This is a genomic window from Bacillus sp. FSL W7-1085 (genome assembly GCF_038595035.1).
Classification (GTDB): Bacteria; Bacillota; Bacilli; order Bacillales; family Bacillaceae; genus Bacillus; species Bacillus altitudinis.
Genome location: NZ_CP152000.1, coordinates 2,951,919 through 2,977,375 on the forward strand (window position 1 = coordinate 2,951,919; position 25,457 = coordinate 2,977,375).

23 protein-coding genes are annotated in these 25,457 nt (G+C 41.1%); 7 read left to right on the forward strand and 16 right to left on the reverse strand.

What is annotated here, in order from left to right:
• Window positions 1-7: 7 nt before the first annotated feature.
• From essA to MKY11_RS15490, 6 genes are all read right to left on the reverse strand, one after another.
• Window positions 8-505 (reverse strand): type VII secretion protein EssA, encoded by a 498-nt coding sequence (essA, locus tag MKY11_RS15465; protein WP_072368217.1) that lies wholly within the window; start codon window positions 503-505, stop codon window positions 8-10.
• Window positions 486-3,383 (reverse strand): type VII secretion protein EsaA, encoded by a 2,898-nt coding sequence (gene esaA, locus MKY11_RS15470; RefSeq protein ID WP_342501580.1) that lies wholly within the window; start codon window positions 3,381-3,383, stop codon window positions 486-488. Before esaA ends, essA begins: the two co-directional genes overlap by 20 nt.
• A complete protein-coding gene (gene essC / locus MKY11_RS15475) occupies window positions 3,380-7,855 on the reverse strand; it encodes a type VII secretion protein EssC (protein WP_342501581.1) in 4,476 nt (1,491 codons plus the stop codon). Before essC ends, esaA begins: the two co-directional genes overlap by 4 nt.
• A 51-nt stretch (window positions 7,856-7,906) precedes the next feature.
• On the reverse strand, window positions 7,907-9,220 hold the full coding sequence (gene essB, locus MKY11_RS15480) for a type VII secretion protein EssB (protein ID WP_061420092.1): 1,314 nt from the start codon (window positions 9,218-9,220) through the stop codon (window positions 7,907-7,909).
• Window positions 9,221-9,234: 14 nt separating this feature from the next.
• Window positions 9,235-9,474 (reverse strand): EsaB/YukD family protein, encoded by a 240-nt coding sequence (locus tag MKY11_RS15485; RefSeq protein WP_008345897.1) that lies wholly within the window; start codon window positions 9,472-9,474, stop codon window positions 9,235-9,237.
• Window positions 9,475-9,569: 95 nt separating this feature from the next.
• Window positions 9,570-9,863, reverse strand: coding sequence for a WXG100 family type VII secretion target (locus tag MKY11_RS15490; protein ID WP_003213769.1), 294 nt, complete (start codon window positions 9,861-9,863; stop codon window positions 9,570-9,572).
• Window positions 9,864-10,270: 407 nt separating this feature from the next.
• Between MKY11_RS15490 and MKY11_RS15495 the strand changes: the two genes are divergently transcribed.
• The 3 genes from MKY11_RS15495 (at window position 10,271) to MKY11_RS15505 (ending at window position 13,460) form a co-directional block, all read left to right on the forward strand.
• Window positions 10,271-11,500 carry a PucR family transcriptional regulator gene (locus MKY11_RS15495; protein ID WP_008345900.1) on the forward strand — a complete coding sequence of 410 codons (1,230 nt, stop codon included), beginning with the start codon at window positions 10,271-10,273 and terminating at the stop codon, window positions 11,498-11,500.
• Window positions 11,501-11,610: 110 nt separating this feature from the next.
• Entirely contained in the window at window positions 11,611-12,747 is a 1,137-nt protein-coding gene (ald, locus tag MKY11_RS15500; RefSeq protein ID WP_212360848.1) for an alanine dehydrogenase, read from the forward strand.
• A gap of 116 nt (window positions 12,748-12,863) precedes the next feature.
• Window positions 12,864-13,460 carry a biotin transporter BioY gene (locus MKY11_RS15505; RefSeq protein WP_058336874.1) on the forward strand — a complete coding sequence of 199 codons (597 nt, stop codon included), beginning with the start codon at window positions 12,864-12,866 and terminating at the stop codon, window positions 13,458-13,460.
• Window positions 13,461-13,507: 47 nt separating this feature from the next.
• Here the strand turns inward: MKY11_RS15505 and MKY11_RS15510 are convergent, their stop codons facing one another.
• Window positions 13,508-14,836 (reverse strand): Na+/H+ antiporter family protein, encoded by a 1,329-nt coding sequence (locus tag MKY11_RS15510; protein ID WP_024719743.1) that lies wholly within the window; start codon window positions 14,834-14,836, stop codon window positions 13,508-13,510.
• Between the two features lie 139 nt (window positions 14,837-14,975).
• The gene (locus tag MKY11_RS15515) at window positions 14,976-16,466 is read right to left on the reverse strand and encodes a leucyl aminopeptidase (RefSeq protein WP_008346787.1); all 1,491 of its coding nucleotides are present in this window, start codon (window positions 16,464-16,466) and stop codon (window positions 14,976-14,978) included.
• Between the two features lie 326 nt (window positions 16,467-16,792).
• Here MKY11_RS15515 and MKY11_RS15520 point away from each other — a divergent pair, with 326 nt between their 5' ends.
• Complete coding sequence (locus MKY11_RS15520) at window positions 16,793-17,269, forward strand: divergent PAP2 family protein (RefSeq protein ID WP_024719744.1); 477 nt, start codon at window positions 16,793-16,795, stop codon at window positions 17,267-17,269.
• A 40-nt stretch (window positions 17,270-17,309) separates the two neighbouring features.
• Here the strand turns inward: MKY11_RS15520 and MKY11_RS15525 are convergent, their stop codons facing one another.
• The 4 genes from MKY11_RS15525 to MKY11_RS15540 form a co-directional block, all read right to left on the reverse strand.
• Entirely contained in the window at window positions 17,310-17,954 is a 645-nt protein-coding gene (locus MKY11_RS15525) for a 3D domain-containing protein (RefSeq protein ID WP_072368222.1), read from the reverse strand.
• Window positions 17,955-18,053: 99 nt separating this feature from the next.
• The gene (locus tag MKY11_RS15530; RefSeq protein ID WP_003212933.1) at window positions 18,054-18,374 is read right to left on the reverse strand and encodes a YuiB family protein; all 321 of its coding nucleotides are present in this window, start codon (window positions 18,372-18,374) and stop codon (window positions 18,054-18,056) included.
• An 81-nt stretch (window positions 18,375-18,455) separates the two neighbouring features.
• Window positions 18,456-18,581 carry a YuiA family protein gene (locus MKY11_RS15535; RefSeq protein ID WP_008346797.1) on the reverse strand — a complete coding sequence of 42 codons (126 nt, stop codon included), beginning with the start codon at window positions 18,579-18,581 and terminating at the stop codon, window positions 18,456-18,458.
• A 135-nt stretch (window positions 18,582-18,716) separates the two neighbouring features.
• Complete coding sequence (locus MKY11_RS15540; protein ID WP_160758061.1) at window positions 18,717-19,934, reverse strand: NAD(P)/FAD-dependent oxidoreductase; 1,218 nt, start codon at window positions 19,932-19,934, stop codon at window positions 18,717-18,719.
• Between the two features lie 390 nt (window positions 19,935-20,324).
• Here MKY11_RS15540 and yumC point away from each other — a divergent pair, with 390 nt between their 5' ends.
• Window positions 20,325-21,323, forward strand: coding sequence for a ferredoxin--NADP reductase 2 (gene yumC, locus MKY11_RS15545; RefSeq protein ID WP_039181175.1), 999 nt, complete (start codon window positions 20,325-20,327; stop codon window positions 21,321-21,323).
• A gap of 46 nt (window positions 21,324-21,369) precedes the next feature.
• On the opposite strand, the gene MKY11_RS15550 is transcribed toward yumC, so the two are convergent.
• Window positions 21,370-21,576: a hypothetical protein gene (locus tag MKY11_RS15550; protein WP_008346803.1), complete on the reverse strand. Its 207-nt coding sequence runs from the start codon at window positions 21,574-21,576 to the stop codon at window positions 21,370-21,372.
• Between the two features lie 202 nt (window positions 21,577-21,778).
• Between MKY11_RS15550 and MKY11_RS15555 the strand changes: the two genes are divergently transcribed.
• The gene (locus MKY11_RS15555; protein WP_274660907.1) at window positions 21,779-22,198 is read left to right on the forward strand and encodes a hypothetical protein; all 420 of its coding nucleotides are present in this window, start codon (window positions 21,779-21,781) and stop codon (window positions 22,196-22,198) included.
• Between the two features lie 113 nt (window positions 22,199-22,311).
• Here MKY11_RS15555 and erpA read toward each other — a convergent pair whose 3' ends face one another.
• From erpA to MKY11_RS15570, 3 genes are all read right to left on the reverse strand, one after another.
• Window positions 22,312-22,674, reverse strand: a complete 363-nt coding sequence (gene erpA / locus MKY11_RS15560) for an iron-sulfur cluster insertion protein ErpA (protein WP_017358921.1) — start codon at window positions 22,672-22,674, stop codon at window positions 22,312-22,314.
• Between the two features lie 73 nt (window positions 22,675-22,747).
• Complete coding sequence (gene dapF / locus MKY11_RS15565; protein WP_335364572.1) at window positions 22,748-23,602, reverse strand: diaminopimelate epimerase; 855 nt, start codon at window positions 23,600-23,602, stop codon at window positions 22,748-22,750.
• A 270-nt stretch (window positions 23,603-23,872) separates the two neighbouring features.
• Window positions 23,873-24,109, reverse strand: coding sequence for a YuzB family protein (locus MKY11_RS15570; protein WP_008346813.1), 237 nt, complete (start codon window positions 24,107-24,109; stop codon window positions 23,873-23,875).
• 255 nt (window positions 24,110-24,364) lie between these two features.
• On the opposite strand from MKY11_RS15570, the gene MKY11_RS15575 reads away from it, so the two are divergent.
• On the forward strand, window positions 24,365-25,432 hold the full coding sequence (locus MKY11_RS15575; protein WP_039168948.1) for an NAD(P)/FAD-dependent oxidoreductase: 1,068 nt from the start codon (window positions 24,365-24,367) through the stop codon (window positions 25,430-25,432).
• Window positions 25,433-25,457: the final 25 nt, after the last annotated feature.

The window sequence follows — 25,457 nt, forward strand, 5'->3', positions numbered from 1 at the left end:
AGGCAGGCTATTTCTTTTCCGTCTTCACATTCACCTTTGGAATGAGAATGATCATGACAATGATGCCAAAGGCGATCAAGATGCCAAAAATGATTGGCAGAAGTGCCGATCTCTGCTTTTCATGATCATCGCCAGAAGGCGTTGATACAGCCGAATCGCTGAAAGAGATATCCATCTCTTTCATCATACGAGCTGGCGTTTTAGGCGGATTGTCTTTCAGATCACTAAAAAGCTGCGGCGAAAGTTGACCACCAGAGGTCTTAGGCGGGTCAGCAAAGTGAATGTCCGTTTTGACTTTAGATGTTGTTTTGCTTTGTTCGTATTTCGTTTGATCCCTCAATATACTCGAATTAATATTGAGGTTCTTTTCTTGATATTCATTCGGCTTGACATTCGTATCCGTATCTTCACCTGTAGCAGCAAAAGCAGCAGGACTGAGGAGAAAAAGGGATATGACACCAAGTGCCATCCCTTTGACGAATAGATTAAGCCTCATGAGTGACATCACGTTCCTCTGTTTTGTCTTTCCATAGCTTCTTCACTAGTGGAATGACCATGAACAATATCGTTAAAATCAGTAGCCCTGTGATGCCCATACCGAAGTTGTCTCCATTTCCATATTGGATGGACAGATACACGTCTGTCACTGGATTTGTAAAATGGAAGTTTGGCATGACCAAATCAATTAACGGTGCAACAAAGAAGAAAATAAGCACCGTTGCTGCCATCCATCCGGCAATTGAACCGAAAAGGAAAGCTGTGCGAATAAAGGCAGAGCATGCCACTAGCAACAAAATCGTAAAGATCGACCATTGAATGGCTTGGTCATCAGCTAGTTTGTAAATGTTGAGTCCAAACAGGCTGATCATGAGCCCGACTAGCAGATTTAAAATACCAAAGAGTGCACCTTTGACCAGCATTGGCGCTGACGCATAGTACGAGCTAAAAAAGCCAATCAACAAACTGCTGATCATCACAATAACCAAAATGACTACTGGCGGTACAGTCTGCGTTTTTTCTTCTGGCACATCGCCGCTAATTTTCAGCGGATTAGCTAAATGGTTATACACATAGTTGCTGTTGCCTTGATCGTCTAAAGTGTTGCCTAAAATACCCTTTAAATCTTGTTGAACAAGCTTCGTAGAATTGACATTCTTACTCCAGTTTTCGTTCAACGTGTCTGCTTTTTCTTGGACGGTTGTGACACTTTCTTCAATATTATTCGTATAATCGGCCACCCCTTTTTGGCGGTCGGTTAACGAGCTCATATTTTCAGAAAGACGAAGCACTTCCTGACCAATTGAATCCTGTGCACTCACAACAATCGAACTGCCCGCAAGGTCTGCTGTATACACCGCATCTCCTTGATCAGCCATTTGTTCAGCTACTGTGTCCGCACTTTCAGAAATGGCATTTAACTCCTGTTCCATACTTGCCTGCTGAGTCGAAATGTATTCTGCGTAGCCATCTGAGAATTTTTGCATCTCATCAATAAAGGTAGACACATCATCATTTGACGTCAGCATCTGATTTTTGAGTGTATCCCAGTTTTCCGTTTCTTCTTTTTTGATGGAAAGGATGGACTGGATTTCATCTCCTTTTGTGTCGACCAAAGAAGAAGGATCCTTCTTTGGATAGAAGCTGTTAAGTAATGCTTCATACTGTGCTAATTCATTTGAATACTTTAATAATTCTGATGCATTTTCTGAATTTGTATCGAAACCACCAATTTTATCCATTTTTGATGTATATTGATTTAATGGAGATTGAGTTGTTTCTATTCGTTCTAATTTTCTTGTAATAGAAGATTCTTGTTTGATAATGGATTTCTTTATATCACTTATGTTTTTATTGTTACTAGTTTCTATTCTTATTATTTTTTCTTCTAGTTTGTCTATTTTATCTGTTAAAGATTTTAGTTCTTTACTCAAAAGATCGACTTTTCCTTGTAATTGATCATTATGAGCTTTGGTTTTCTCCTCGATATTCTTTTTCACTTCTTCTAATTTTAGAGACAGTGCTTTTAGTTGCTCTTTTGATTGAACTGACGTTGATTTGGTTTCCCCAGTTTGGTCTGGATTTTCTGGAGTAGGTGTCGTTTCTTCATTTCCTGACAACTCATCTGCCACTTGATTTATTTCTGTTGAGATTTCAGTTAATTTCTTCGTCTCTTCTTCAAGATCGATTTTCAAATCGTCTGACGAATCTTTTTGGTCTTCATCTTGATTATTCGAATCCTCATTCGGATCCTCTTTCGGTTTCTCTGCTTCAAGCAATGCCTTTCTTGAAGCTTTCAATTGCTCTTGCAACAGAGTAATTTTATCCCCTATATATGCAAGATATTGAGCTTCATAATTACTAATCAGTTCTTCCTGAGACGCCTTCACAAGTTCCTTTAATCCCGTCGATTGCTTAGGAATAGCTTCTTCCCTCGACTTTTGAACAGATTGAATTGCGCTGTCCGTTGTTTTAAGCTGACTTTGGACCCCATTGATATCGGTTTTGAGTCCGCCCATTTGATCGCTAAAGCTGCGGGCATTTTGGTTTTGAATCTCCGCAAGCTGTTTGAGTCCTTGCTGGATTTGTTTTTTGCTTGTCGATTGCGCTTTGATCAAGAGATCCTTTTGTTTGTCTTGATACTGCTGATATTGATCGACTACTTTTACGAAATCCTTCAGCTGGCTTTTCGCTTCTTCTGTTGTACTTAAACCGTCTTTATACTGTTTTTGTGAATCGGCCATCGCATTTTTTAGTTCTTCTATTTGTTTCTTCTGCTGCTGGACGGCATCAGATAGTTTGTTTGAATTTGGCTTATAGAAGTTGTACATCGTGTTTTGGAATTCGACCTCTTTGCCAACAATATGCTCAAACTCTTCTCTGACATTGCCGATTTCCTGTGATACAAAACTCCAATATAAAGTCGACATTTGTTCATTCATTTTCTTTTGAGCATTTTCTAGCTCTCTTTGTACTTTTTCTTTATTTACTGCATTCAGCTGATCTTGGATCGAGAATTGGATAGATGCCTTCTCAGGATGATCCTTATCATAGCTCAGCACATTTTTAGAGAAGTCAGATGGAATATAGAGAACTGCATCGTACTTTCTATTTTTCAGGCCATTTTCTGCCGCACTTCGATTGACGACTGTCCATGTGTAATCTGGACGTTCTGATAATGCCGCCACCACATCCTGTCCGAAACGAGCGGTATTTTCACTTTCGCTCGCCCCCATATCCTCATTGACCACGGCAATGTTACGTGTGGCATTCTTTTTCTGTTTTGCCGGATCATCCCCAATGAGATGGAAAAATAGAACCGGCAAGACCAGAATCAGTATCATGGTCGACACGATTTTGATGGAGCTTTTTTGCTGCTCTGTCATTGAACACTCTTCCTTTCTACCGCACATAAAGGAACCTGGATTTTCTTCTCTTTCCCATTTTCAACCAAATATCCAAATCCTGGCTGAATTTCTGGTTCTTGTCTTGCATACGGAAGCGGTATGATGTTTTGCTCTGATTTTTTCATCAGTAACATGGCATGACGAACCTGTTTGATTTCGTTTGTGAGTGCATCATAGCCTTTACTGAATTCGGTATGATTTCCTGATGCGATCAGGCTGAAGCCTAAGTGTGCATATGACTTCATGAAATCAGCCAATTGATCTTGAAGACGCGGGTCGATTGTCTGCTGAAAACGCGTAATGCCATCAATCACAAGCACAATTTGAGAGAACGACAACTGATCAGTCTCTCCCCGGCGCACAGCTTCGACGTACATCTCTTCACGCACCTTGAATAAACGATCTATTTCCTCTGCCCATTCTGTGATATCATCCTTTGTTTCAAGGTAATCAATGTTCTCTTCTTTTGCATAATGAGAGAGCCCCCGATCAATCGAATCAAAGACGGCCAGCTTCTCAGGTTTTGCTACTAATAGCTGATCAAGCATTAGTTTGGTCACATTTGTTTTCCCTCGCTGCGTTTGACCGATGATGAGGCAGTGTTTATTCTTCTTCAAGTCAAAGTAAACAGGTGCAACAGATTCCTCATCTAGTCCGACTGGAATGTCATACGGCTGTTTTTGTTCTTCTAAGCGACTCTCTAGCTCCCAAATGGTCAGTTTATCAGGAAGCATCGGCACAGGTTTTGGTTTTTCAGCTGATTCAAAGCGAGCATCTAGAAGCTGAATCTCTTGTTTTAAATGCTCAAACAATTCGAGATCATTCTCTCCTTCAACTGGCAGGAACATTTGGGCAAAGTAAAGCTCTTCTTTGTTGATAATGACTCTGCCTGGAACTGGCTCTAAGCTGAATTTCGGTCTGCCAATAATGGAGTATGCCTCTCCTTGATCCATTAAATAATGGACAATCTTTGTTTTCAAATTGTTCATAAGCGATTGACGGACTGCGTTGACACGAGTCGCTGTGATTAAGAAATAAATGCCTAACGATTGTCCATCACGGCTTAACTGAATAAATTCAGATTCGAGTTCATGCATTTCGTCTTTCACAATGTCAAAGTTGTCAATCACGATAAATATGAATGGAAGCTTTTTCTCATTCAGCGCATTGTACATTTTGATATGACTCATTTCCTGCTGTCTAAATAAACGCTTGCGATATTCAACTTCTTCACGAAGACGCTTCATCGACTTTTGAATCTTTCTCATTTGATCCATTAAGAAATAATCAGCCGTATGCGGCAGTTTTGCAAGCGGTAGCAAGGTGCCGTTACCGAAGTCATAAATATATGCATGCCATTCTTCAGGTGAATATCTTTCTGCGAAGCTCATAAGCAGTGTTGTGGCAGCAAGTGATTTGCCGTAGCCGGATGAACCGAAGATGCCAATATTTCCATCCTCCATCATTTGATAAGAAAGTGGATGCTGGCTTTGCTGATCTGGCTCATCGACAAGAGCGAAATGGAAGACGTGCTCTTCACTTGATGCATAACGTGTTTTTGGAATCCGTTCTTCAAGCGGTGGAAGCCATGGACTCGGAAGCTTTTCAATTCCAAGCTCCTGCTGCATACGTTCAATTTCATCCACAACAGCGGAAATTTCCGTCACTGTCTCTTTTTTCACAGCCGGCTCTGTACTTACCCCTGATAATGGGATCAGTCCAGTGTCCGTTACAATGGCGATGTCATCTTCTGATCCGTAGCCATCTTCCATATACGGTGCACCGCTCCAAGCCGACTGGAATAATTCATAGATTTCATTGTTCCCCACTTGTAAATATCCACGACCTGTCACGGTAATCGACGCTGCATCACTATTTTTCAAAATTTCCTTACTGTCTGATGCATCTTGTACCTTTAATGCGACTTTAAAGCGGGAGTTACTCCAAATTTGATCATCAATGACCCCGCCAGGCTTTTGTGTCGCTAAAATGAGATGAACACCGAGACTTCGTCCAATCCGCGCGGCACTGACAAGCTCTCTAATAAAATCTGGCTCTTCACTTTTTAATTCAGCAAACTCATCAGAGATTAAGAACAAATGAGGCATCGCCTGTTCCGCCTTTTTCTCTTTATAGAGTTTCGTATAGTCATTGATATGATTCACATGATACTGATCAAACAAGCGCTGCCTTTTCTTCAGTTCACTTTTAATAGAGGCAAGCGCTCTTTCACTAAAGTTTTTACTGCCTTCAATGTTTGTGATCGTACCAAGTAAGTGCGGAATATTTCGGAACGGCTGCGCCATTCCGCCTCCTTTGTAATCAATGAGCAGGAACGCCACTTCATGCGGGTGAAAGTGTACAGCCAAGGATAAAATATACGTCTGTAAAAACTCACTTTTTCCTGATCCCGTTGTTCCCGCTAACAGACCATGTGGGCCATGTGCTTTTTCATGCAGGTTCAGATCGACAATATCGTTTTTTCCTTTATAACCGATAGGCACAGATAATGACTTTGCTGTTTCAGATGTCAGCCATTTTTCACGAATGCCAATGTCATCTACCTGTTTGGCATGAAACAGGTCAAGGAAGGAGACCGTTTCTGGAATTGAGTTGGTCATCCCGACTTGATGATCTAATGTTCTTAAGGTTCTGGCAAACAACTCATTGTCCGCTCGCTCATGTGCATCCAGCTGAAATGGAATTCGTACGGCCTTCTTATGCTGAATGAGAATATCTCCTTCTTCTTCGTTAATGTAACGAACAAGCGTTGAAATATTTTCAGCCAAGCTTTCCTTTGTTTCTGCCGCAAAGATAATTGAGATGCCTAAATCCGTCCGGCTGCCTTCTAGGTATTCTAAAATCACATGTTCCGCAATGAGTTCATGGTTTGTCACGATAAACACAAAGTGAGGCGTAAAGATTTTTTTCTCTTTTTCCTCTTCCAGATCACGCTCTCGCAAAATTTCATAAATAGAAGACAAGAGCTGATCACGTGTTTGTTCGTTATATATAAACCCTTTCCCGTATGTATGAGGAAGTTGGAAGTGCGGCAGCCATTTCATCCATTCCCAGTTCTCATACTCCTGTTCATTAAAGATAAAAACAAATCTCAAATCATGATAGCTGTGCGAGAAAGCAAGCTGGCCGACAAGCTGGTGAAGCTCATTTTTGACAATTGCCGGTTTTCCTATTAATCCGGTTGGACCGTCCGCAAGACCGAACGTAATCGGTACATCTTTTACCTCGCGATAGACGTTTTGCATATGCTGTGTTTGTTCCATTAAATCATCGATGTCACGATTGGCCATATCGCCGCCGCTCGTCGATAATTCATAACTTGAAGGAACTGCACCTGTCCCGAGACGCAGCTGTAAAAAATCATCACTGACAAGCGTCTTTTCCCAAATACGCCCGCTGATTTCTGACGTCAAATATTTCATTTGTTCAAAAGACGGATAATGATACGTTAAAATAAATTGTTGACGGTCATACAGCTCTTGCAGCTCTTTCCGCTTATTTTCTAAGTAAAGCGAGTAAACGCGTTGCCGCTTCTCTTCTCGTCTTTTGCGCTGTGATTTTTCTTTAAAATATTGAACGGACGAAGTAATTAACGTCATAATAAACATCGCCATCGACACGACAATAAAGAAACCCCGCGGCTGAACAAGGGCCACGATCCCCATGACAATCAGCATGACAAGCGGCGGAAGAACCACGAGCCAAAGTCCTCTGCCGTTATTTTCACTCTCCTGTGAAGGAAAGCTGAAAGACACCCGGTCATCTGGCAGATCGTAAATCAAACGTGGTGTTCGTCTATATAAAGGATATTTTTGTTTCGTTTCGGTACTCGGCGGCCTTGTTTTTTCTAAACGTGTTTGAAATGGTTCAAATGCTGTTACTTGCAATAAATCATCATCTTTCAATGACAGCGTCAAAAAGTTCCAAAACAGCTCATCCCCAGCAAGAAGCTGCTGTGGACCGTGCAGCTGTTTCCCGTTCACATAGATCGTCTCATCTTGGGGAATGACATACCAAGTGCCTTCTATTTTTTCCAACGTGAAGGATTTGGCATCTTGAAACATTGAATGGGCTTGTTCTTTCCACACATCCGCTTCATCTATTTCTTCACTTGAAATAGTCACTTCGACTCTATTTCCTAGGTAATAAATGATTTGATCATGATGTGAATCCATCAACATGAGTGTGAGTGAACCAACCTGACATGGTTCATGTGGAAGTAAGTGACCTCTCTTTTTTTCGCCCTGATAAAGAGAAAAGCCGTCATTCGTTTCATCTGGAGATAAACGAATCAATCCTTCATCAAACGAAAGGGAAGGAATCGTTACTGTATGCTCTATTTCAGGTCCAATCACAGCTTCTCGGTTGAACTGCTCATCTAAACGGACGGTTTGATAATCTTCCTCATAAAAAACCCATAGAAGACTCAAACGCTCCACCTCCTCATCGGACAGCACCAACTGTCAGTTGTATCGAAAGAATTATTTTTTCTCATCTTTTTTCGTCTGAGAGGTTTTCTTTTTTGCATCAGATTCTTTCTCTTTTTTCTCCTGATCGGCTTTTGACTGCTCTTTTTGTTCAGCTGTTTCATCTGTTTGGCTTGCATCTGAGGAGTCATTGGTGCTCGTCTCCGTTGTTTCTTTTTCTTCATACTTCGCCATTTCCTTAATGATTGGATCTAGCTGTTTTTGTTTTTCTTCAGCAGATAGGCTGTCGTCATTTTGAATTTCATTGCGGTAGGCGACGAGTGCTGTGAATATGTATCGGTCGTCCCCGAGCACCCTTGCAATATCCAGAGCTTCCTTGCTATTGCCTTGTCCAATATGAATCCAGAACAGGAAGTATTGCGGGTCTGTCTGCAATGTGTACGTATCCGTGATTTCTTTTTTGTGCTGGTCAAGCAATAGATTCCCTTGATTCGTTTGCACATACGAAATGGCCAGTTCATATTGAAGAGAGACTGGCATTTGATCGGCTTTGTATTTTTCGAGCGTATCCACCACTTGGCTGTACTGTTTGTTGAGATAATACTTGTTCGCTTCCACATACGCTTCTTGTTTCGGCATGGCGAAAAAGAACGTGTAAACGGTATACACCAATGCAGGAATCAAAAGAACAAGGAGACCAAGTCCAATGTATCGTTCGATCTTCCATTTCTTTTTTGGAATGGTTAAGAGCGTCTTTTCTTTTGCTTCGATGGCTTCTATTTTTTGTTGAATCAAAGCAGACAATTCTTCCAGTGACTGTGTATCACTTATTTCCTTTGCCAGCTCAGATAATTTCAACGTATCATGATAAGCCAAATATTCTTGAAACTGATATTCATGGTCCACCACTCGAAGAATGACGGCTTTGACCTCTTTTAACAGACGATGTTGGTCGGTTTCATATGGCGGGATGCTTTCTTTGACCCCGTAATGCAAAAATGCAGGCGCTAAGCCTTGATGAAAAACAATGTTTTCAGGAGAAACAATAGGATGCAGCCGCTTCACGTCGTGTTTGCACACTGCATCGACAAGCTGGTATGAAAAAATCCATTTGCTTTTTTCATCCTTTGCATGGATGAAACGAAATTCCTGATAGGCAGGAGGCGGTTGAATCGAAATGATGACCTCACCTTCGGTTAATTGGATCTCTTTTTTAAATGAAGGATTGATGTCTTTAATCGGTGCCGCTTCTAAACCGTCTAAGAGTTTAATTGTCTCTCTTTGAAAAATGAAGGTGTAAGTGCCTTCCTCTTTTTTCATGACTGCTTCTAATTGTTCTTCTAAATAGGAACTCTTTTTATCTGCCATTTACAAAAGTCCTTTCATAGTATTTCCAGCCTGTCTCCTGTGGTGATTCCACAGTCTGACAGCTTATATTCGCCTGAAAACACAGCTTTCTTATTGACTACACGCACCCATCCGCCATCTCGTTTAGGTAGTGAGATTTGTTTTGCCTGCCAGGCGATATGGATGACTTGTTTAATATGTAAATAATTTGATAGTCTCAAATCAAACACACTGCCATCATAGTTTTTTAAGTCGATGGTAATATCGATATACACAAATTTCCACCTCACAAAATAGAAAGAGCGCCGGCATCAACTGACAGACTCGGCGCTTTTTCTGCTTTTCACACTTAGAAAGGAAATCCCTTTGATTAGCCGCGGATTTGGCTAGCGATGTCTTGGTCAGTGCTTTCAAGTGTATTTGCAGTTTGATCAAGCTGATTGCTGACATCTGTTAATAGATCAGACATTTTGATGAATGAAGGTTTAAGCTGTTCGTATTGATCAGCGAATGCTTCACTAGAAGCACCTTCCCACATTCCTTTTAGGTCAGAGATCATTCTATTTAGACGATCAACTTGGTTTAACACTTCTTGACTTTCAACACCATATTGCTTAGCGGTCGCTCTTAGTTCTTCTGGGGTTACGCGAATAATTCCTGACATATTCCTCATTACCTCCCGTGCATAGCCGCCATATAATGGGCTAATCCACTTATTTTTTGACGTTATTATTATAAAAACAGAAATGATACACAGTCAAACAAATCTGTTTTTATTTTACAAAATGAGTCTATAGAATTACTGTTTTTTCGCTCTTTATCTAGTATTTAACAGTTTTTTGGTCATATATTCTTAATAAAAGGGCGTGCACTTCCATGAATCTTTCCGCCTATTGATTTTTTACTACATTATTATTGTACTATTTCTTTTTGTGATCAACGCATGACCAATGTGCTCATTTCTCAAGCTTTTTGTTTTTTTAATGATTATGGCATTTTTTTGTTGATTTACGTACCTGATTCTCTTCATAATGTAAGTACGTGAAATATTCGAAAAAGCAGGGGTTTTTTATGACAAAAAAGACAGATCCATTTAAGTATAGCCTTGATCGTTTAGAGGATGTGGCAGACCAAATTAGTGATGTGCTCAATTGCCCTATTACTATAGAAGATACTCATCATCGATTATTAGCCTATAGCACACATAATGATTTCACTGATCCCGCCAGAACTTCAACCATTATCTCCCGCCGTGTACCGGAAAAAGTCATTAATCGGCTTTGGAAAGACGGTATCATTCCTACACTCCTTAAAACAGATGAACCGCTTCGCGTACCTCAAATTGCAGAAGTCGGTCTATCCAGCAGGGTTGCCATTTCCATATGGAAAGACAAAGAGGTGCTCGGCTTTATCTGGGCAATTGAATCCACGCAGCCTTTTTCAGATGAAGAAATGGACCTTCTCAAGATGGCAGCACATGCCGTGAAAAACAAATTACTCAATTTACAAATTCGAAAAACGAAAACAGAAGAACGCAATCAGGAGCTATTTTGGAAGATGCTCACAGGACATATTCATGAAAAGGATGAGATGCTTGATCTCTTCTTGAGACTTGGGATGAGGTGTCCAGACACGTATGCCATTATTATTTTTCGCCTTCGTGATGAACTCACTGAAGATACGGAAAAGAAGCTCTCCTATCTGCTTGAAACAACGCAGCAAGTGCAGGTGCTGTTAACGACTGTTGATTTTAACGAATTCATTATTCTTGTCTCGCCAAAAACAGAACATCCGCTTCAAGATATTAAACAATTCACAAGCGGCATGCTAAAGCAGTTGTCTGATCGGTATCAGCTCCATGACGTTCAAGCGGCCATTGGTGGAATTTACGATCACATTACTCATATTCAGCCATCCTATAAAGAAGCACTGGCCGTCTTAAAAACAAAAGAACGCTTTCCTGTGGAAACAGAACAATTAAACAGCTTTTCTGAACTGGGTATTTATCAATACTTAGATGTGCTTGCTGAAAAACGAAAGGGATCGTCTTATTCCAGTTACTCTTTATCAAAGCTTGAGGATTACGATCTCAGGCATCATTCCAACCTCGTCGAGACCCTTGAACGATTTATTGATTGTGACAGCAACGCCAATATCGCCGCAAAGCAGTTAAATATTCATATCAACACACTGAATTACAGACTGAAGCGGATTACGGACATTGCAGAAATTGATTTAAAAAACATGAATGAGAAAATGACTATTTATCTTGATATGAAGCTAAAAAACGTCCCTTTGTGAAATTTCACAAAGAGGCGTTTTTTAATTTTTTCATTCAACCGAAGAATTTTCTAAACTTTCAGGATACACTAGACATACAATATCAATAGATAAGCATAGGAGGAATTGATATGATCATCGGCATTCCGAAAGAGATTAAGAACAATGAAAACCGGGTCGCATTAACACCAGGAGCAGCATCTCAATTGCTTTCAGCTGGACACCAGATTTTAATCGAAACGAACGCTGGTTTTGGAAGCGGTTTCACTGATGACGATTATGTATCTGTTGGTGCAGAGATTCTTGATCAAGCGAAAGATGTGTGGGCATCTTCTGATATGATTATGAAGGTAAAAGAACCATTACCTGAAGAATATGCTTATTTCAGAGAAGGTCTGATCTTATTTACGTACTTGCACCTTGCAGCAGAGCCCTCCTTGGCTGAAGCATTAAAACAAAAAGGTGTAACAGCCATTGCTTATGAAACGGTAACGGACGGAAAATCACTCCCTCTATTAACGCCAATGTCTGAAGTAGCAGGTAGAATGGCTGCTCAGATTGGTGCTCAATTTTTAGAAAAGCCAAAAGGCGGAAAAGGCATTTTGCTCGCCGGCGTGCCAGGAGTATCGAGAGGGAAAGTCACCATTATTGGCGGCGGTGTCGTTGGAACAAATGCAGCGAAAATGGCGATCGGACTTGGCGCAGATGTCACCCTTATTGATGTAAATGCGGAACGATTACGTCAGCTGGACGATCAGTTTGGTCATCAAATGAAAACGTTAATGTCTAATCCTGTTAACATTGCAGATTCAGTGAGCGAGGCAGACCTGCTCATTTGTGCGGTTCTCATCCCAGGTGCTAAAGCTCCAACCCTTGTCACAGAAGAAATGGTGAAACAAATGAAGCCTGGTTCTGTCATTGTCGATGTAGCCATTGACCAAGGCGGGATTGTGGAAACAATCGATCATATCACAACACATGATCAGCCTACTTATGAAAAGCACGGCATTTTACATTATGCTGTTGCCAATATGCCAGGAGCGGTTCCGAGAACATCGACAGTTGCTTTAACAAATGTCACGGTCCCATACGCACTGCAGATTGCAAATAAAGGCACTGCAAAAGCGATCAAAGAAAACAAGGCGATTGCTGAAGGCGTCAATGTGATGAACGGACATATCACCTATGAAGCTGTCGCTCGTGATCTCGGCTATGATTATGTGCCTGTTAGTAAAGCCCTTGAAACCTCTTCCATGACCGAAGCTTAATATGTAGCCCGCCCTTTTCAGGGGCGGGTTTTATTGTTAACCTAAAATAAAAATGAGTTGACAAAAGAACCTCTTCCCCTTAATCTATTTGTACAGATAAGACAGGGGGAAATATCATGCAAAAGAAGACAAGAACAGCTGACTTTGTGCTCGTCGGGATGTTTGCTGCACTCATGGCTATCGGAGCCAATATCACATCCATTGTGCCATTTTTACAGGTCGGCGGAATCCCACTTACGATGCAGCCGTTTTTTTGTGTGCTTGCTGGTCTTTTGCTGGGCAGACGACTTGGCGCATTGGCCATGATTGTCTATGCTCTTGTTGGGATCGCTGGTGCACCTGTATTCGCACAGTTCTCGGCGGGTCTCGGCGTTATTTTAGGAAAAAGCGGTGGCTTTGTGTTATCATACATTCCTGCTGCATGGCTTGCCGGATTCATTCTTGAAAAAAGACAAAACCCTGGTTTTGGCCGCTTTTTATTTGCAGCCATTGCAGGAACGACCGTGATGTATGTGATCGGGACAACTTATACGTACATCGCATTAAATGTATGGCTGAACGCACCAATCTCTTATCAAACCACATGGTTCTTCATGATGTGGTTTATGGTAAAAGACTACACGCTGACCATCCTCCTTGCGATGCTGGCACCTAAAATTTATCGATCAGTTTCAAAAGCCACATCCTTTCGAAAAGAACAAACAGCTTCCTAATATCAGAAAAGGCTCCTTTACTCTATGAGTAAGGAACCTTTTTTCATTTATAGCATAATTGCCGCAAGCCAGCCGAACAAGACGAGCGGGATATTATAAAAGGCGAATGTTGGGACACATGTACCCCAAATATGGTGATGCTGTCCATCCATATTCAGTCCAGATGTTGGTCCGAGTGTACTGTCGCTTGCAGGTGAACCTGCATCTCCTACCGCCGCAGCTGAACCAATAATCGCAATAGTCGCCATCGGGCTGAATCCTAAGTGTAAACAAAGAGGGACAAAGATCGTCGTAATAATCGGAATCGTTGCAAATGATGAGCCAATGCCCATTGTCACTAGCAGACCCACCAGTAGCATTAAAATAGCCGCTAAGCTTTGGCTGTTTCCGATAAATTGAGAAGACGCCTTGACGAGAGATTCAATATCTCCTGTTTTCGTTAAAACATTGGCAAATCCAGCTGCAACAAGCATGACAAATCCGATAAATGCCATCATGTTCATGCCAGATGTAATCAGCGCATCTGCTTCATCACGTTTCATCATTCCAGTTACAAACAAGACAAGCAAGCCTGCAAGCGCACCGAAGATCATCCCTTCGACGCCAAGGCTTTGAGAGAGATATAACTGAACAATAAGTGATACAAGGATCGCAAGTCCAGCAAAGAATAAGCTCTTTTTTGTATATGCTGATTTTTCTACATCCGTAATGTCACGATTCTCATATGTTTTTGGCTTACGATAGACAAAAAGTGAAACGATCAAGCCAACAACCATGCCGCCTACAGGAATCAGCATCGCATACGGAATGTCTGCTAAATTCACTGTTAAACCTGCATCTTTCATGTTGTCACGAAGCATTCCGTGAAAAATCTGTCCAAAACCGACCGGAAGTAAAATATATGGTGCAGTAAGTCCGAAAGTCATCACACATGCTAGCAGTCTGCGGTCAATTTGAAGCTCGTTAAACACCTTTAATAATGGCGGGATTAAGACCGGAATAAAGGCAATATGAACAGGAACAACGTTTTGAGAAAAACAAGATACGATCAAAATAACCAGAATAATGAGCACTTTTGATAATGTTTTTCTTCTAGAATCGCCTTCTTTTCCAAGAAGCTTCACAGCTCCTTCGACCATGGCATCAGGAAGACCCGTTTTCGTCAGTGCGGCTGCGAATGCACCTAATAGTGCGTAACTAATCGCCACTGTCGCATTTCCGCCAAGACCGTCAGTGAACGCTTGAACTGTTCCCCCTAGACCTAATCCACCTGCAAGGCCGCCCGCTAAAGCTCCAAGTGCCAACGCAATCACGACATTGACCCGCAGCAAGCTTAATATCAACATTAAAACAACCGCTAAAACAACTGCATTCATGGTGAAACCTCCGAAATCCTTTAGTTTACTAATGTAGTAGATAATTAAAGTACCAACGTATGTTACCATAGAAAATTTACTTCGTCAAATGGTGTATGTCCTACATAAAAAGCTCTGCCAACTGGCAGAGCTTCTGTCTTTATTTCTTCGGTTCAAATCGTTCCACAAATGTTGCTAATGATCTGACCATCACACCTGTTGCTCCTGTTGGCCCAAAGCATGAAGGCTTTTCTGTCGTGGCTGTTCCTGCAATATCTAAGTGCACCCAAGGGGTGTCTTCAGCGAATTCTCCGATAAATGCACCTGCCATGATCGCATGGCCATCACGGCCTGGTGAGTTATTCAGATCAGCCATTTTGCTGTTTCTTACTCGTTTTTTATCTTTTTCGGTGATCGGCAGCTGCCAAATCATTTCCCCGCATTCTTCTGATGCCTCTTTAAACTGGGCATACAGTTCATCGTTATTGGTCATCACGCCTGTTGTCTCATTCCCAAGTGCCACAATGACACCGCCTGTTAATGTCGCAACATCCACAAGCACAGAGGCACCATGCTGCTTCGCATAGGTCACACCATCTGCTAAAACAAGACGGCCTTCTGCATCCGTGTTAAGCACTTCGATTGTTTTGCCGCTTAGTGAGACAATGACGTCATCTGGCTTCATCGCATCTGCTGAGACCATATTATCTGTTGAGGCGATGACCGCAATGACATTCTGCTCTGGACGAAGTTCACCGATGATTTCCATTGCGCCTAAAACAGAGGCTGAGCCGCCCATATCAGTTTTCATCCCCACCATACTTGCTCTTGGCTTTAAGGAATACCCACCTGTATCATACGTAATACCTTTACCGACAAGGCCGATGACGTCTGTCCATTCTTCCTTGCCTTGATATTTCAATACAATCAGCTTCGGTGGTTCTGTTGAGCCTCTATTAACGGCTAGAATACCGCCCATTCCGAGCTCTTCCATTTGTTCTTTATCTAAAATTTCAATCTCGAATTCATATTTATAAGCAAGCTCTGCCGCATAGGATGCAAGATCAGAGGACGTGAGCATGTTCGGCGGCATATTCACAAGTGTACGAGCCGAATTGACCGATTGTCCGTAGACTTCGCCCACTTTCAAACTTGCCTGAATTTCGGCAGCATCATGATCCGTTGTTGCATAAACAAATTCGATAAAGCGATCCGGTTCATTCGTTTTATGTTTAAAATCTTGTAATTCATATGTAGCTAAAAGGCAGCTTTCAGAAAGGGCATGGGCTGCATCTTGAACAGGCAGATCCTTTCCTGTGAATGTATCAAGCAAAACCGAAACTGCTTGCTTTTTATCTTGATGAAGCTTTTTAAATAAATGTGCAAACACTTCCTTTGCCTCTTCAAACGTGTAATCTGACTCCTTCCCAAGCCCGACAAAATAAATGCGTTTAATGCCGGTTTCAGGGGATGGGAAAAATTTCGAAAGCTGATTTCGCTTAGACGAAATATCGCCTTCTTTTAATAATTCAGTGATTCTTCCTCCATGTAACTCATCCATTTCTTTTGCTTTTCCTGATAATTGGCTCTTTTGAAAAAGTCCGATGGCCAGTGTATCTTTATGTTGCAACTCATTTGTCGAGAAAAACATATTTATCACACGCTCCTTCAATGAACTCCATATTTCACATTGGAACTTCTATTATATCAAAATTTATGTGCTGATACGATCATTGCCAGCCTGTCTTCCCTTGAAGAACATTTATATTTTGGCACGCGGAAGGGCATCATGAAAAAGCGGCAGCGATCAATAGCAGCCTGTCCATGGTCTCCTCGTTCCACATCTACTTTCTTTAATGTTATAATGAACATGGACTTGGCAACAGTTCTTACTGCCATCATTTTTTTATCTTACTAGGGTAAATACTTTATCATTTCGCACGTTATTTTTTCTTAAAGAGAGGATGTTTCTTGTTCATGAGCGTACTGACGAATTTTCCGCTGCTTGCTAGCCTTGCAGCCATCTTTTTTGCACAATTTGTAAAAGTACCGATTCAATTTATCATTTCTAGACGACTAGATTGGTCGCTCATTACAAGCACAGGCGGAATGCCAAGTTCACACTCCGCAGCAGTAACAGCACTCTCAACAGCAGTTGCTTTAGAGCACGGGCTAGGAACATCTATTTTTGCCATTTCCGCCATCTTTGCCATTATTACGATGTTTGATGCGACAGGTGTTCGCAGACAGGCAGGAGAACAGGCAACTGTCCTGAACAAACTGGTCACAGATTTTAACCGGTTTGTTGCCGAGGCAAAGAACTTCCCAAGTGCGGAAGAAAAAGAGAAGCAAAAGAAATTGAAAGAGCTTCTTGGGCATAAGCCGATTGAAGTCTTCTTCGGCGGCTTAACAGGAATTTTGCTCACACTCATCTTAGATTATTACTTCATGTAGAAACGAAAAAGCTTTGGACCTTTTGAGATCCAAAGCTTTTTTATTCTTTATTGGCTTGAAACTGCTGCCGGAACACTTGCATCGATTCTGCTTCATTCAACTGATTTAAGTCTTTTTCTGTCAGCGTTCCTTCACCCTTTTTAATCACATAAACGTCCAGCACTTTTTTACCCCATTCTCTATACACATCATCAACCGTTTCATAATATAAATCAAGCTTATGACCTTTAATCGCTTTCCCAGTATCTGCGACTACACCATAGCCATAATTGGGGATAAACAGGACAGTTCCTATCGGAAAGACAGATGGGTCCGCTGCCACGGTTGAATATAAATCACGTTTTACTTTGACGCCTGAATATGTAATGCCATATGCATGATGTTCTTTCGTCTTACCTGTTGATTCTACACCTGCTGTATAACCTGTGGCGACAACCTTTTGCTTCGGATAATCGTTCCAATTAAATGCTTCTTCGAGAGAAACAGCACGCAAATCGTCACTTTTCACCACCATCGTCTGCCTTTTTGGATGCTTTAAAAAAGAAGATACGTGCTTACCGGCATCGGTCTCTTTCACCCATGCAGCTAAATCACTTGGTTCTACGCCAGATATGCCCGTAAAGCTTGTCATCATGGCAAGCATAAACAGAACTGTCATGAACAATCGTTTCATCCATGTTTTCATTTCTATTTGTCACTCCTCTACCCATCTATTTGTTTCCAAACAAAATGGAAACTATGCAAAGGAGAAACAAAAAAACCCACTTGCGTGTAGACAAGTGAGTTAAAACATTTGATAGCCTCTTTTACGAAGAGCATTGATGACAAAACCTGAGGCAATGGCACCAATTAGACCACTTAATAAAATAATGATATCTGCCGCAGCAAGAGAAACGATGCGGTCTCCTATCCCGGAAAAAGCAATACCTGGTTCTCTTACATAAGCGATCATCTTTTGATTATTGATAATGAAAAGGCATACAATTGGATATAAAATTGCCATAATCCATGACATTCTCAGCAGCATATTCAGCAAAAAGCCAATGCCGAAGAATAACACGAAAAATAAAATAACTGAAATGATAACGACTGGTAAACTGATCACTTCATCTCCACCCCCAAATATCCCATCATTAGTTTAACTTGGAAATAGAGATGAAGTCAATCAATGGAAAAAGCCGTAAGATTAATGCTTCTTTCCTGTCCCTTTACATTCCTCACATGTTTCTGATCCGCCGAGCAATAACTGAAAATATCCTTTTCCTGAACAATACTGACAAGTTGACTTTTTTTCTTTCGTTTGTGCATTCATATTGCTCACTCCTTAATCTAAATTTTCTGATAATTCATCATAACATATTTTTCTGTCCAGTACCAAGTGAGAAAATATTCCGTAAAACATTAAAAAACGTGTACCACAGGGATACACGTTTTTGTCTATATCGGTTTAGAAGAACTTGAATTTTCCTTTTTTCAGAACAAGTCCTGGTCCGCCAACCATGAATAATGAACGGTTGTCGATGATTTTTTTCATTGCAGAAGCTTTTGTTCCTTGAAGTTTTTTACCAAACGCAACACCTACAGCGTCGTGTTCACCAAGAGAAGCAACTGTTCCTTTGATGTCTGGCTTAAAGCTTTCAAGCGTGCCACCTTTTACTAGTGCTGCAAGGTTTTTCGCTACTGTTTCACCTTGCTGCATCGCAATTTGTGCAGTAGGTGGGTATGGACGATTAATTTCTTCATTGATGATTAATGAGCAGTCACCGATGATGAATACATCTTCATTTTCTGGTACACGAAGATCTGGAGACACTTTTACGCGGCCGCGCATGTTTTCAAATCCAGCTTCTTCAACGATTGGGTTACCACGTACACCAGCAGCCCATACAACTGTTTCTGCTTTGATTTCTTCTGTATCATCGTCTTTTCCAACAATGATGCCTTCAGGCGTACATTCTTTGATCGCTGTACCGATTTTGAACTCAACACCCTTACCTTGAAGGTAGTTCATCGCATAGTCGATCAATTCAGGATCAAATCCTGGAAGAGCTGTTGGTGCAGCTTCTACACAGATAATACGCACGTCTTTTTGATCAATATCATACTCTTTGCAAAGCTCAGGTACACGGTTTCCAAGCTCACCAAGGAACTCAATACCTGTGAAGCCTGCACCGCCGACAACGATTGTCAGACGCTCTGGACGCTTTTCAGCTTCCGTATTATATGTCGCAAATTGAAGTTCAATGTGCTCACGAAGCTGACGAGCAGAGTTGATGTTAGAGATTGAGAATGCATATTCTTTCAGTCCTGCAATACCAAATGTTTCAGGAACAGCACCAAGCGCAACAACAAGGTAGTCATAAGAAAGTTCGCCATCTGATGTCACAACTTTCTTCTCTTCCTTATTAATGCTTTCAACTGTTGCTTGTACAAAGTTGACACGGGAACTGTTAATCACATCTTTGATTTGATAACGACAACGGTCATGATGAAGAGTACCTGCACTTGCTTCATGTAACCATGTTGTTTCGTAATGATAATTATGCTTGTTCACAAGAGTAATGTCCGCATCATTTGTGCCAAGCTGTTTTGTTAATCTTGTTACAGTCATTAATCCGCCATAACCTGCACCTAATACAACGATTTTCGGTTTATTCACTGGAATCACATCCACCTTTTTTAAATTTGCTGTAAAACGGATAAAGAATTACATATCGTTATTCTCAACCGCTTTGCGGCATTTTATGAAATTTAAACAAAAAAATAAGTATGTGAAAATCTGAACTTTCACCTACAAAAAACGAAAGCATTTGACCGTATCCGACAAAAATTCATAAAAAATTAATATTTAGTTCCCTTAACAATAATAGCGAGTTCTGCTCCTTTTTTCAAGGCTTTAAACTGAAAATCCTTAGGATAAACGGTCTTTCTCTCTTTTTTCCCCTTTTCACAGCATCGGCATCAAAAAACGACAAGTTTTTCAAAACAAGTCAAACGACGATATGTGGTATGATATGATATAGTGATAACAATTTTCATTTGGGAGGATTAAGGAATGCAAGAAGATTCTAAGGTATATGACATTACCGTTATCGGGGGCGGCCCAGTCGGATTGTTTACTGCGTTTTACGGAGGCATGAGACAGGCAAGTGTGAAAATCATTGAAAGCCTTCCTCAGCTCGGCGGTCAACTATCCGCTCTTTACCCTGAAAAATACATTTATGATGTGGCTGGTTTCCCAAAAATCCGCGCACAAGAATTAGTTGATAATTTAAAGGAACAAATGGATAAATTTGATCAAACCATTTGCTTAGAGCAAGCTGTGGAAACGGTTGAAAAACAAGCAGATGGTATTTTTAAACTCGTTACGAATCAAGAGGTTCATTATTCGAAAACGATCATCATTACAGCTGGTAACGGTGCATTCCAACCGAGAAAGCTTGAGCTAGATACAGCAGAATCATTTGAAGGAAGCAACCTGCATTACTTCATCAATGACTTGAACCAATTCGCTGGCAGACGTGTTGCTGTTCTTGGCGGCGGAGACTCTGCGGTTGACTGGGCACTGATGCTCGAGCCAATCGCAAAAGAAGTATCGATTATTCACCGTCGTGATAAATTCCGTGCACATGAGCACAGTGTAGAAAACTTGCACAACTCGAAAGTCAATGTGCTGACACCATTTGTGCCAACTGAGCTCATTGGGGAAGACCGCATTGAACAAATTGTGCTTGAAGAAGTGAAAGGCGATAAAAAGCAAGTACTAGATGTGGACGACGTGATCGTCAACTTCGGTTTTGTTTCCTCCCTTGGACCAATCAAACAATGGGGCCTTGAAATCGAAAAGAACTCTATCGTGGTCAAATCCACAATGGAAACAAACATCGAAGGTTTCTATGCGGCAGGAGACATCTGTACGTATGAAGGAAAAGTCAAATTAATTGCAAGCGGATTTGGTGAAGCACCAACTGCTGTGAACAACGCCAAAGCTTACATGGACCCGAAAGCTCGTGTACAGCCGCTTCATTCCACAAGCTTATTTGAAAATAAATAAGAACGGATCAAAAAAAGGAGTTCCATCTGCGGAACTCCTTTTTTGTTTATTTAAAAATCCCAATATAGGCATTCGCCATTCCAAGTACCATTGCAGCAAGTAACACCACAACAATTCCTGCCACAACCAAAATCACCCGATCCTTCACACGTTCCTTTTTCGGAAGCGGCTTGTCTATCCCGCAAGATGGACATGTTTTTGAACGATACGGAATCAGTTCATGACAGTTCCTGCAATTGATTTGTTCACTCAAACCTCAGCAACCTCTTTTCTGATGACAGTTTATGTTTGGTTCTCATGATACTCTTTTCGAGAGGAAATAGCCAGTTGTGAGGACAAGCTGTAACAAAATTGAGCGATTTACAAATTGTTTAAGAAGGAATGGAATCAATGAAGGTTTGATTGGTTCAACCGATATAAGAAGGAGAAGATCGTCATGAAGGATAGGTGGAAAGATGATAAAGCGTTTCATGATTAGTTTAAGCTTGTTACTGATGATTGGCGGTTCAGTTGAAGTGTTTGCAAAAGACTTTAACAAACATTATGCTCAGTTCGCTGCAGGATTGAATATGGATGTTGATCAGCTAGAACCTTTTTTAAAGCGTGTATCCACTTCGGTTTTGGATTCTGGTTTGAGTGATCAAGAAATCAAACAGATACTCACCAACGTTCAAAAAATGAATAAAAACAATGAAACAAAAAGAATGGGCACCTTTGAAGTGATGTATCTTGGAGAACGAGCCAAGATAAAAATTGAGGTTGAAGTCCATGTGGAAGATGGCAATAAAGAAGTGGTGATTTATTTGTTTAGCACTGAAGAGTTGGTGGATGTCTTGGATAAAGAACTATTGAAAATAGAAGAAGTAATGGAATAAGAGATGCTGACCGAGCATCTCTTTTATATTTGTCTTTCTTAATAAAACAAAAAAAGCCTTCTTGTTCATAAAGCAAACAAACAAGAAGGCTTATCTTTATCCATGGTCAGATATTAACACTCTTCCGGCGTACCGGTATTGGTAGCTGTTCTGAACGAAGAACCGCATCCGCATGATGCGATCGCGTTCGGATTGTCAATCGTGAAACCGCCGCCCATTAGTGATTGTTTGAAATCAATGATGGTTCCGTTCATGATGTCAAGGCTTTCGGAGTCGACAAGGACCTTGATGCCCTGCTGTTCGAACTGCGTGTCTTTCTCAGAAACTTCATGGTCAAAGCCCATTCCGTATGAAAGACCGCTGCAGCCGCCGCCTTTTACGCCCACTCGTAGGAACGCATTTTCTTCTTCATGTTCTTTCATCATATCTTTAATCTGCAATGCAGCAGCTTCTGTAATCGTTACTGGTGTACTCACGATCATCCCTCCTTTTGACTGGATGTTTCTTTTCAATTATAAACGTGATGTTGCCTTTTCTCAAATAAATGGTTTAGAGATAGAATGTGCCGTCACAAATTGTTTCAGCAGGTCCTGTCATCAGCACATGGTCATTGTCTTTCCAGCGAATGATGAGGTCTCCGCCAGCTAGATGAACGGTCATATCCGTTTCTTTTTTCGCATGTCCATTGACAATCGTTGATACAGCCGCAGCACATGCTCCTGTTCCGCACGCTTGCGTAATCCCTGATCCTCTTTCCCACACGCGAAAATGCAGTTCCGTTTCACTGACACGTTCCACAAATTCTACATTGACGCCTTCTGGAAACATGTCATGCTTTTCAATAATTGGCCCAAGTGAATCAAGCGGCGCCTGTTCAATGTCTTCTAAATAGAATACGATATGGGGATTCCCCATTGAAACAGCTGTTCCATTTAAGGTCGTCGTGCCAAAATCAAGCGGTTCATTGATCGTTGTACTGGCCGGTTCACCAAGCATTGGCATCGCTTCTTTTTCAAAACGAGGTTTACCCATATCTACTGTCACTAACTGAACGTGACCATCCTGCACATGAACGGTAGCTTCAACAAGTCCTGACAATGTCTCAATCTTAAACGTTGTGTCTGTTAAGATTTGATGCTCATATACATATTTAGCAACGCAACGCAGACCGTTACCGCAGTTTTTCCCCTCTGATCCATCATTGTTGAAAATGCGCATCTTCACAGGCGCAACATCTGATGGGCAAATGAGGATCATTCCGTCTGAACCGACACCTGTATAAACAGAAGAAACGCGGATCGCTATCTCTGACAGCTGCTCTTCTGGAAGCTGTTCCTTCATCTGATTGACGTATATATAATTGTTTCCTAGTCCGTGCATTTTCGTGAATTGAAATGATGTCATGAGCGTCCTCCAAAAATGTTGTTTCTTTATAGTATAAAAGGAGTCGATTCAGGAGACAATCTTATCATCCCCCGTTTTTCATACATAGAAGCTCTTTGCTGCCATGGCAAAGGGCTTTTATTATGCATATGTCTCTTTTTCTCTCGTGTGATGCTTCATTTTGATGATATTTTATTAGCATAACATATTGGATACGCTTTCTACATTTTCTCCCGAAAAATGGAAAATGAATATATGAAAAAAATGCACCTCATGACCCATGTGGTGCATTTAAAACATGTCGTTTTCCTCTATAAAAGCATAAATACGTTCAACTAGCTGCTCTGCATTTTCTCCAGAAACAAATTCTCCATTCACAAGGGCAAATGGGGAGTCCATACATTTGCCGCAGTAGCTTAAACAGCCGTATTCCATTACATCTAAGTTTGGGTCTTTTTCAAGTTTCTCTTTTGCTTCTTGAGACCCTTGTGCAAGATTACTTACACAAAATTCGATCAGTGGAAACACTGTGCTTCACCTCACATTTGCCTTACTATCCTACCGAAATTCCTTCTATTAGTCAAAACATGAGCTTCAATAAATCGTTACGCCTATTCCCCGTAAAATGTTTTACTATTTAGGACTAAGTAATGAATATGTAGGTTATTTTGAAACAATTATTGTGGTTTCACAGTAAATTCGATATAATTTTATTTGGTATTTTAACTTAAAGTTTTTTAGTATAAGTGTTTTTCAATGTCTAGGGGGAAAAGGAGAATCGTCATGAAAAATTTAGTCTTGATCGGCGGAGGTTACGGTAATATGCGGGTTCTCCACCGCTTATTACCAAATCAATTACCTGATGATGTTACTATCACATTAATTGATCGAAATCCTTACCACTGTTTAAAAACAGAATATTATGCACTTGCTGCTGGAACGATCTCTGATCATCACATTCGAGTATCTTTTCCAGAGCATCCGAAGCTGGATATTCAATACGGGGAAGTAGAAAAAATTGATATTGAAAACAAACAGATCTTATTTAGCGACCGTGAACCGATTCCATATGATGATACGGTAATCGGACTCGGCTGTGAGGACAAGTATCACAATGTCCCTGGTGCGAAAGAACATACATACAGCATTCAAACCATTGATCAGTCAAGACATACGTATAACAAATTAAACAATTTGAGTGCGGGTGCAACGGTTGGTATCGTCGGTGCTGGACTTAGCGGGGTAGAGCTGGCCAGTGAACTGCGTGAAAGCCGTTCTGATTTAAACATCATTCTTTTTGACCGCGGAGAACTGATTCTTTCCAGTTTCCCAAAAAGATTAAGTTTATATGTACAAAAATGGTTTGAAGAAAATGATGTAAAGATCATTAATTGCGCCAATATTACGAAGGTTGAAGAAGGAGTTGTGTACAACCATGACGATGCCATTGAAGCAGATGTCATCGTGTGGACAGCAGGAATTCAGCCAAGTAAAGTCGTGCGAGATATGGATGTTGAAAAAGACGCCCAAGGCCGTGTCGTCTTAACTCCTCATCACAATCTCCCTGGAGATGAGCATGTCTATGTCGTAGGTGACTGCGCAAGCTTGCCGCACGCACCAAGTGCACAGCTTGCCGAGGCACAGGCAGAGCAAATTGTGCAATCTCTACAGAAACGCTGGAAGAACGAGCCGCTTCCTGAGGCTTACCCGCAGTTTAAGTTAAAAGGCGTACTCGGCTCTTTAGGGAAAAAAGCCGGCTTTGGCTTAGTAGCGGATCGCCCGCTTGTTGGTCGTGTTCCAAGACTCTTAAAATCTGGACTTCTTTGGATGTACAAGCACCACAATGGATAAAATGATGTGAATTTTTTCTCAAAGC

Coding starts and splice junctions, on each gene's coding strand:
- MKY11_RS15520 (WP_024719744.1), top strand. CDS start 16,793: ATGAGCGTACTGACGAATTTTCCGCTGCTTGCTAGCCTTGCAGCCATC.
- MKY11_RS15490 (WP_003213769.1), bottom strand. CDS start 9,863: ATGTCAGGAATTATTCGCGTAACCCCAGAAGAACTAAGAGCGACCGCT.
- MKY11_RS15525 (WP_072368222.1), bottom strand. CDS start 17,954: ATGAAAACATGGATGAAACGATTGTTCATGACAGTTCTGTTTATGCTT.
- MKY11_RS15505 (WP_058336874.1), top strand. CDS start 12,864: ATGCAAAAGAAGACAAGAACAGCTGACTTTGTGCTCGTCGGGATGTTT.
- esaA (WP_342501580.1), bottom strand. CDS start 3,383: ATGACAGAGCAGCAAAAAAGCTCCATCAAAATCGTGTCGACCATGATA.
- MKY11_RS15555 (WP_274660907.1), top strand. CDS start 21,779: ATGATAAAGCGTTTCATGATTAGTTTAAGCTTGTTACTGATGATTGGC.
- ald (WP_212360848.1), top strand. CDS start 11,611: ATGATCATCGGCATTCCGAAAGAGATTAAGAACAATGAAAACCGGGTC.
- yumC (WP_039181175.1), top strand. CDS start 20,325: ATGCAAGAAGATTCTAAGGTATATGACATTACCGTTATCGGGGGCGGC.
- MKY11_RS15510 (WP_024719743.1), bottom strand. CDS start 14,836: ATGAATGCAGTTGTTTTAGCGGTTGTTTTAATGTTGATATTAAGCTTG.
- MKY11_RS15535 (WP_008346797.1), bottom strand. CDS start 18,581: ATGAATGCACAAACGAAAGAAAAAAAGTCAACTTGTCAGTATTGTTCA.
- essB (WP_061420092.1), bottom strand. CDS start 9,220: ATGGCAGATAAAAAGAGTTCCTATTTAGAAGAACAATTAGAAGCAGTC.
- essA (WP_072368217.1), bottom strand. CDS start 505: ATGTCACTCATGAGGCTTAATCTATTCGTCAAAGGGATGGCACTTGGT.
- MKY11_RS15495 (WP_008345900.1), top strand. CDS start 10,271: ATGACAAAAAAGACAGATCCATTTAAGTATAGCCTTGATCGTTTAGAG.
- dapF (WP_335364572.1), bottom strand. CDS start 23,602: ATGACATCATTTCAATTCACGAAAATGCACGGACTAGGAAACAATTAT.
- MKY11_RS15515 (WP_008346787.1), bottom strand. CDS start 16,466: ATGTTTTTCTCGACAAATGAGTTGCAACATAAAGATACACTGGCCATC.
- MKY11_RS15575 (WP_039168948.1), top strand. CDS start 24,365: ATGAAAAATTTAGTCTTGATCGGCGGAGGTTACGGTAATATGCGGGTT.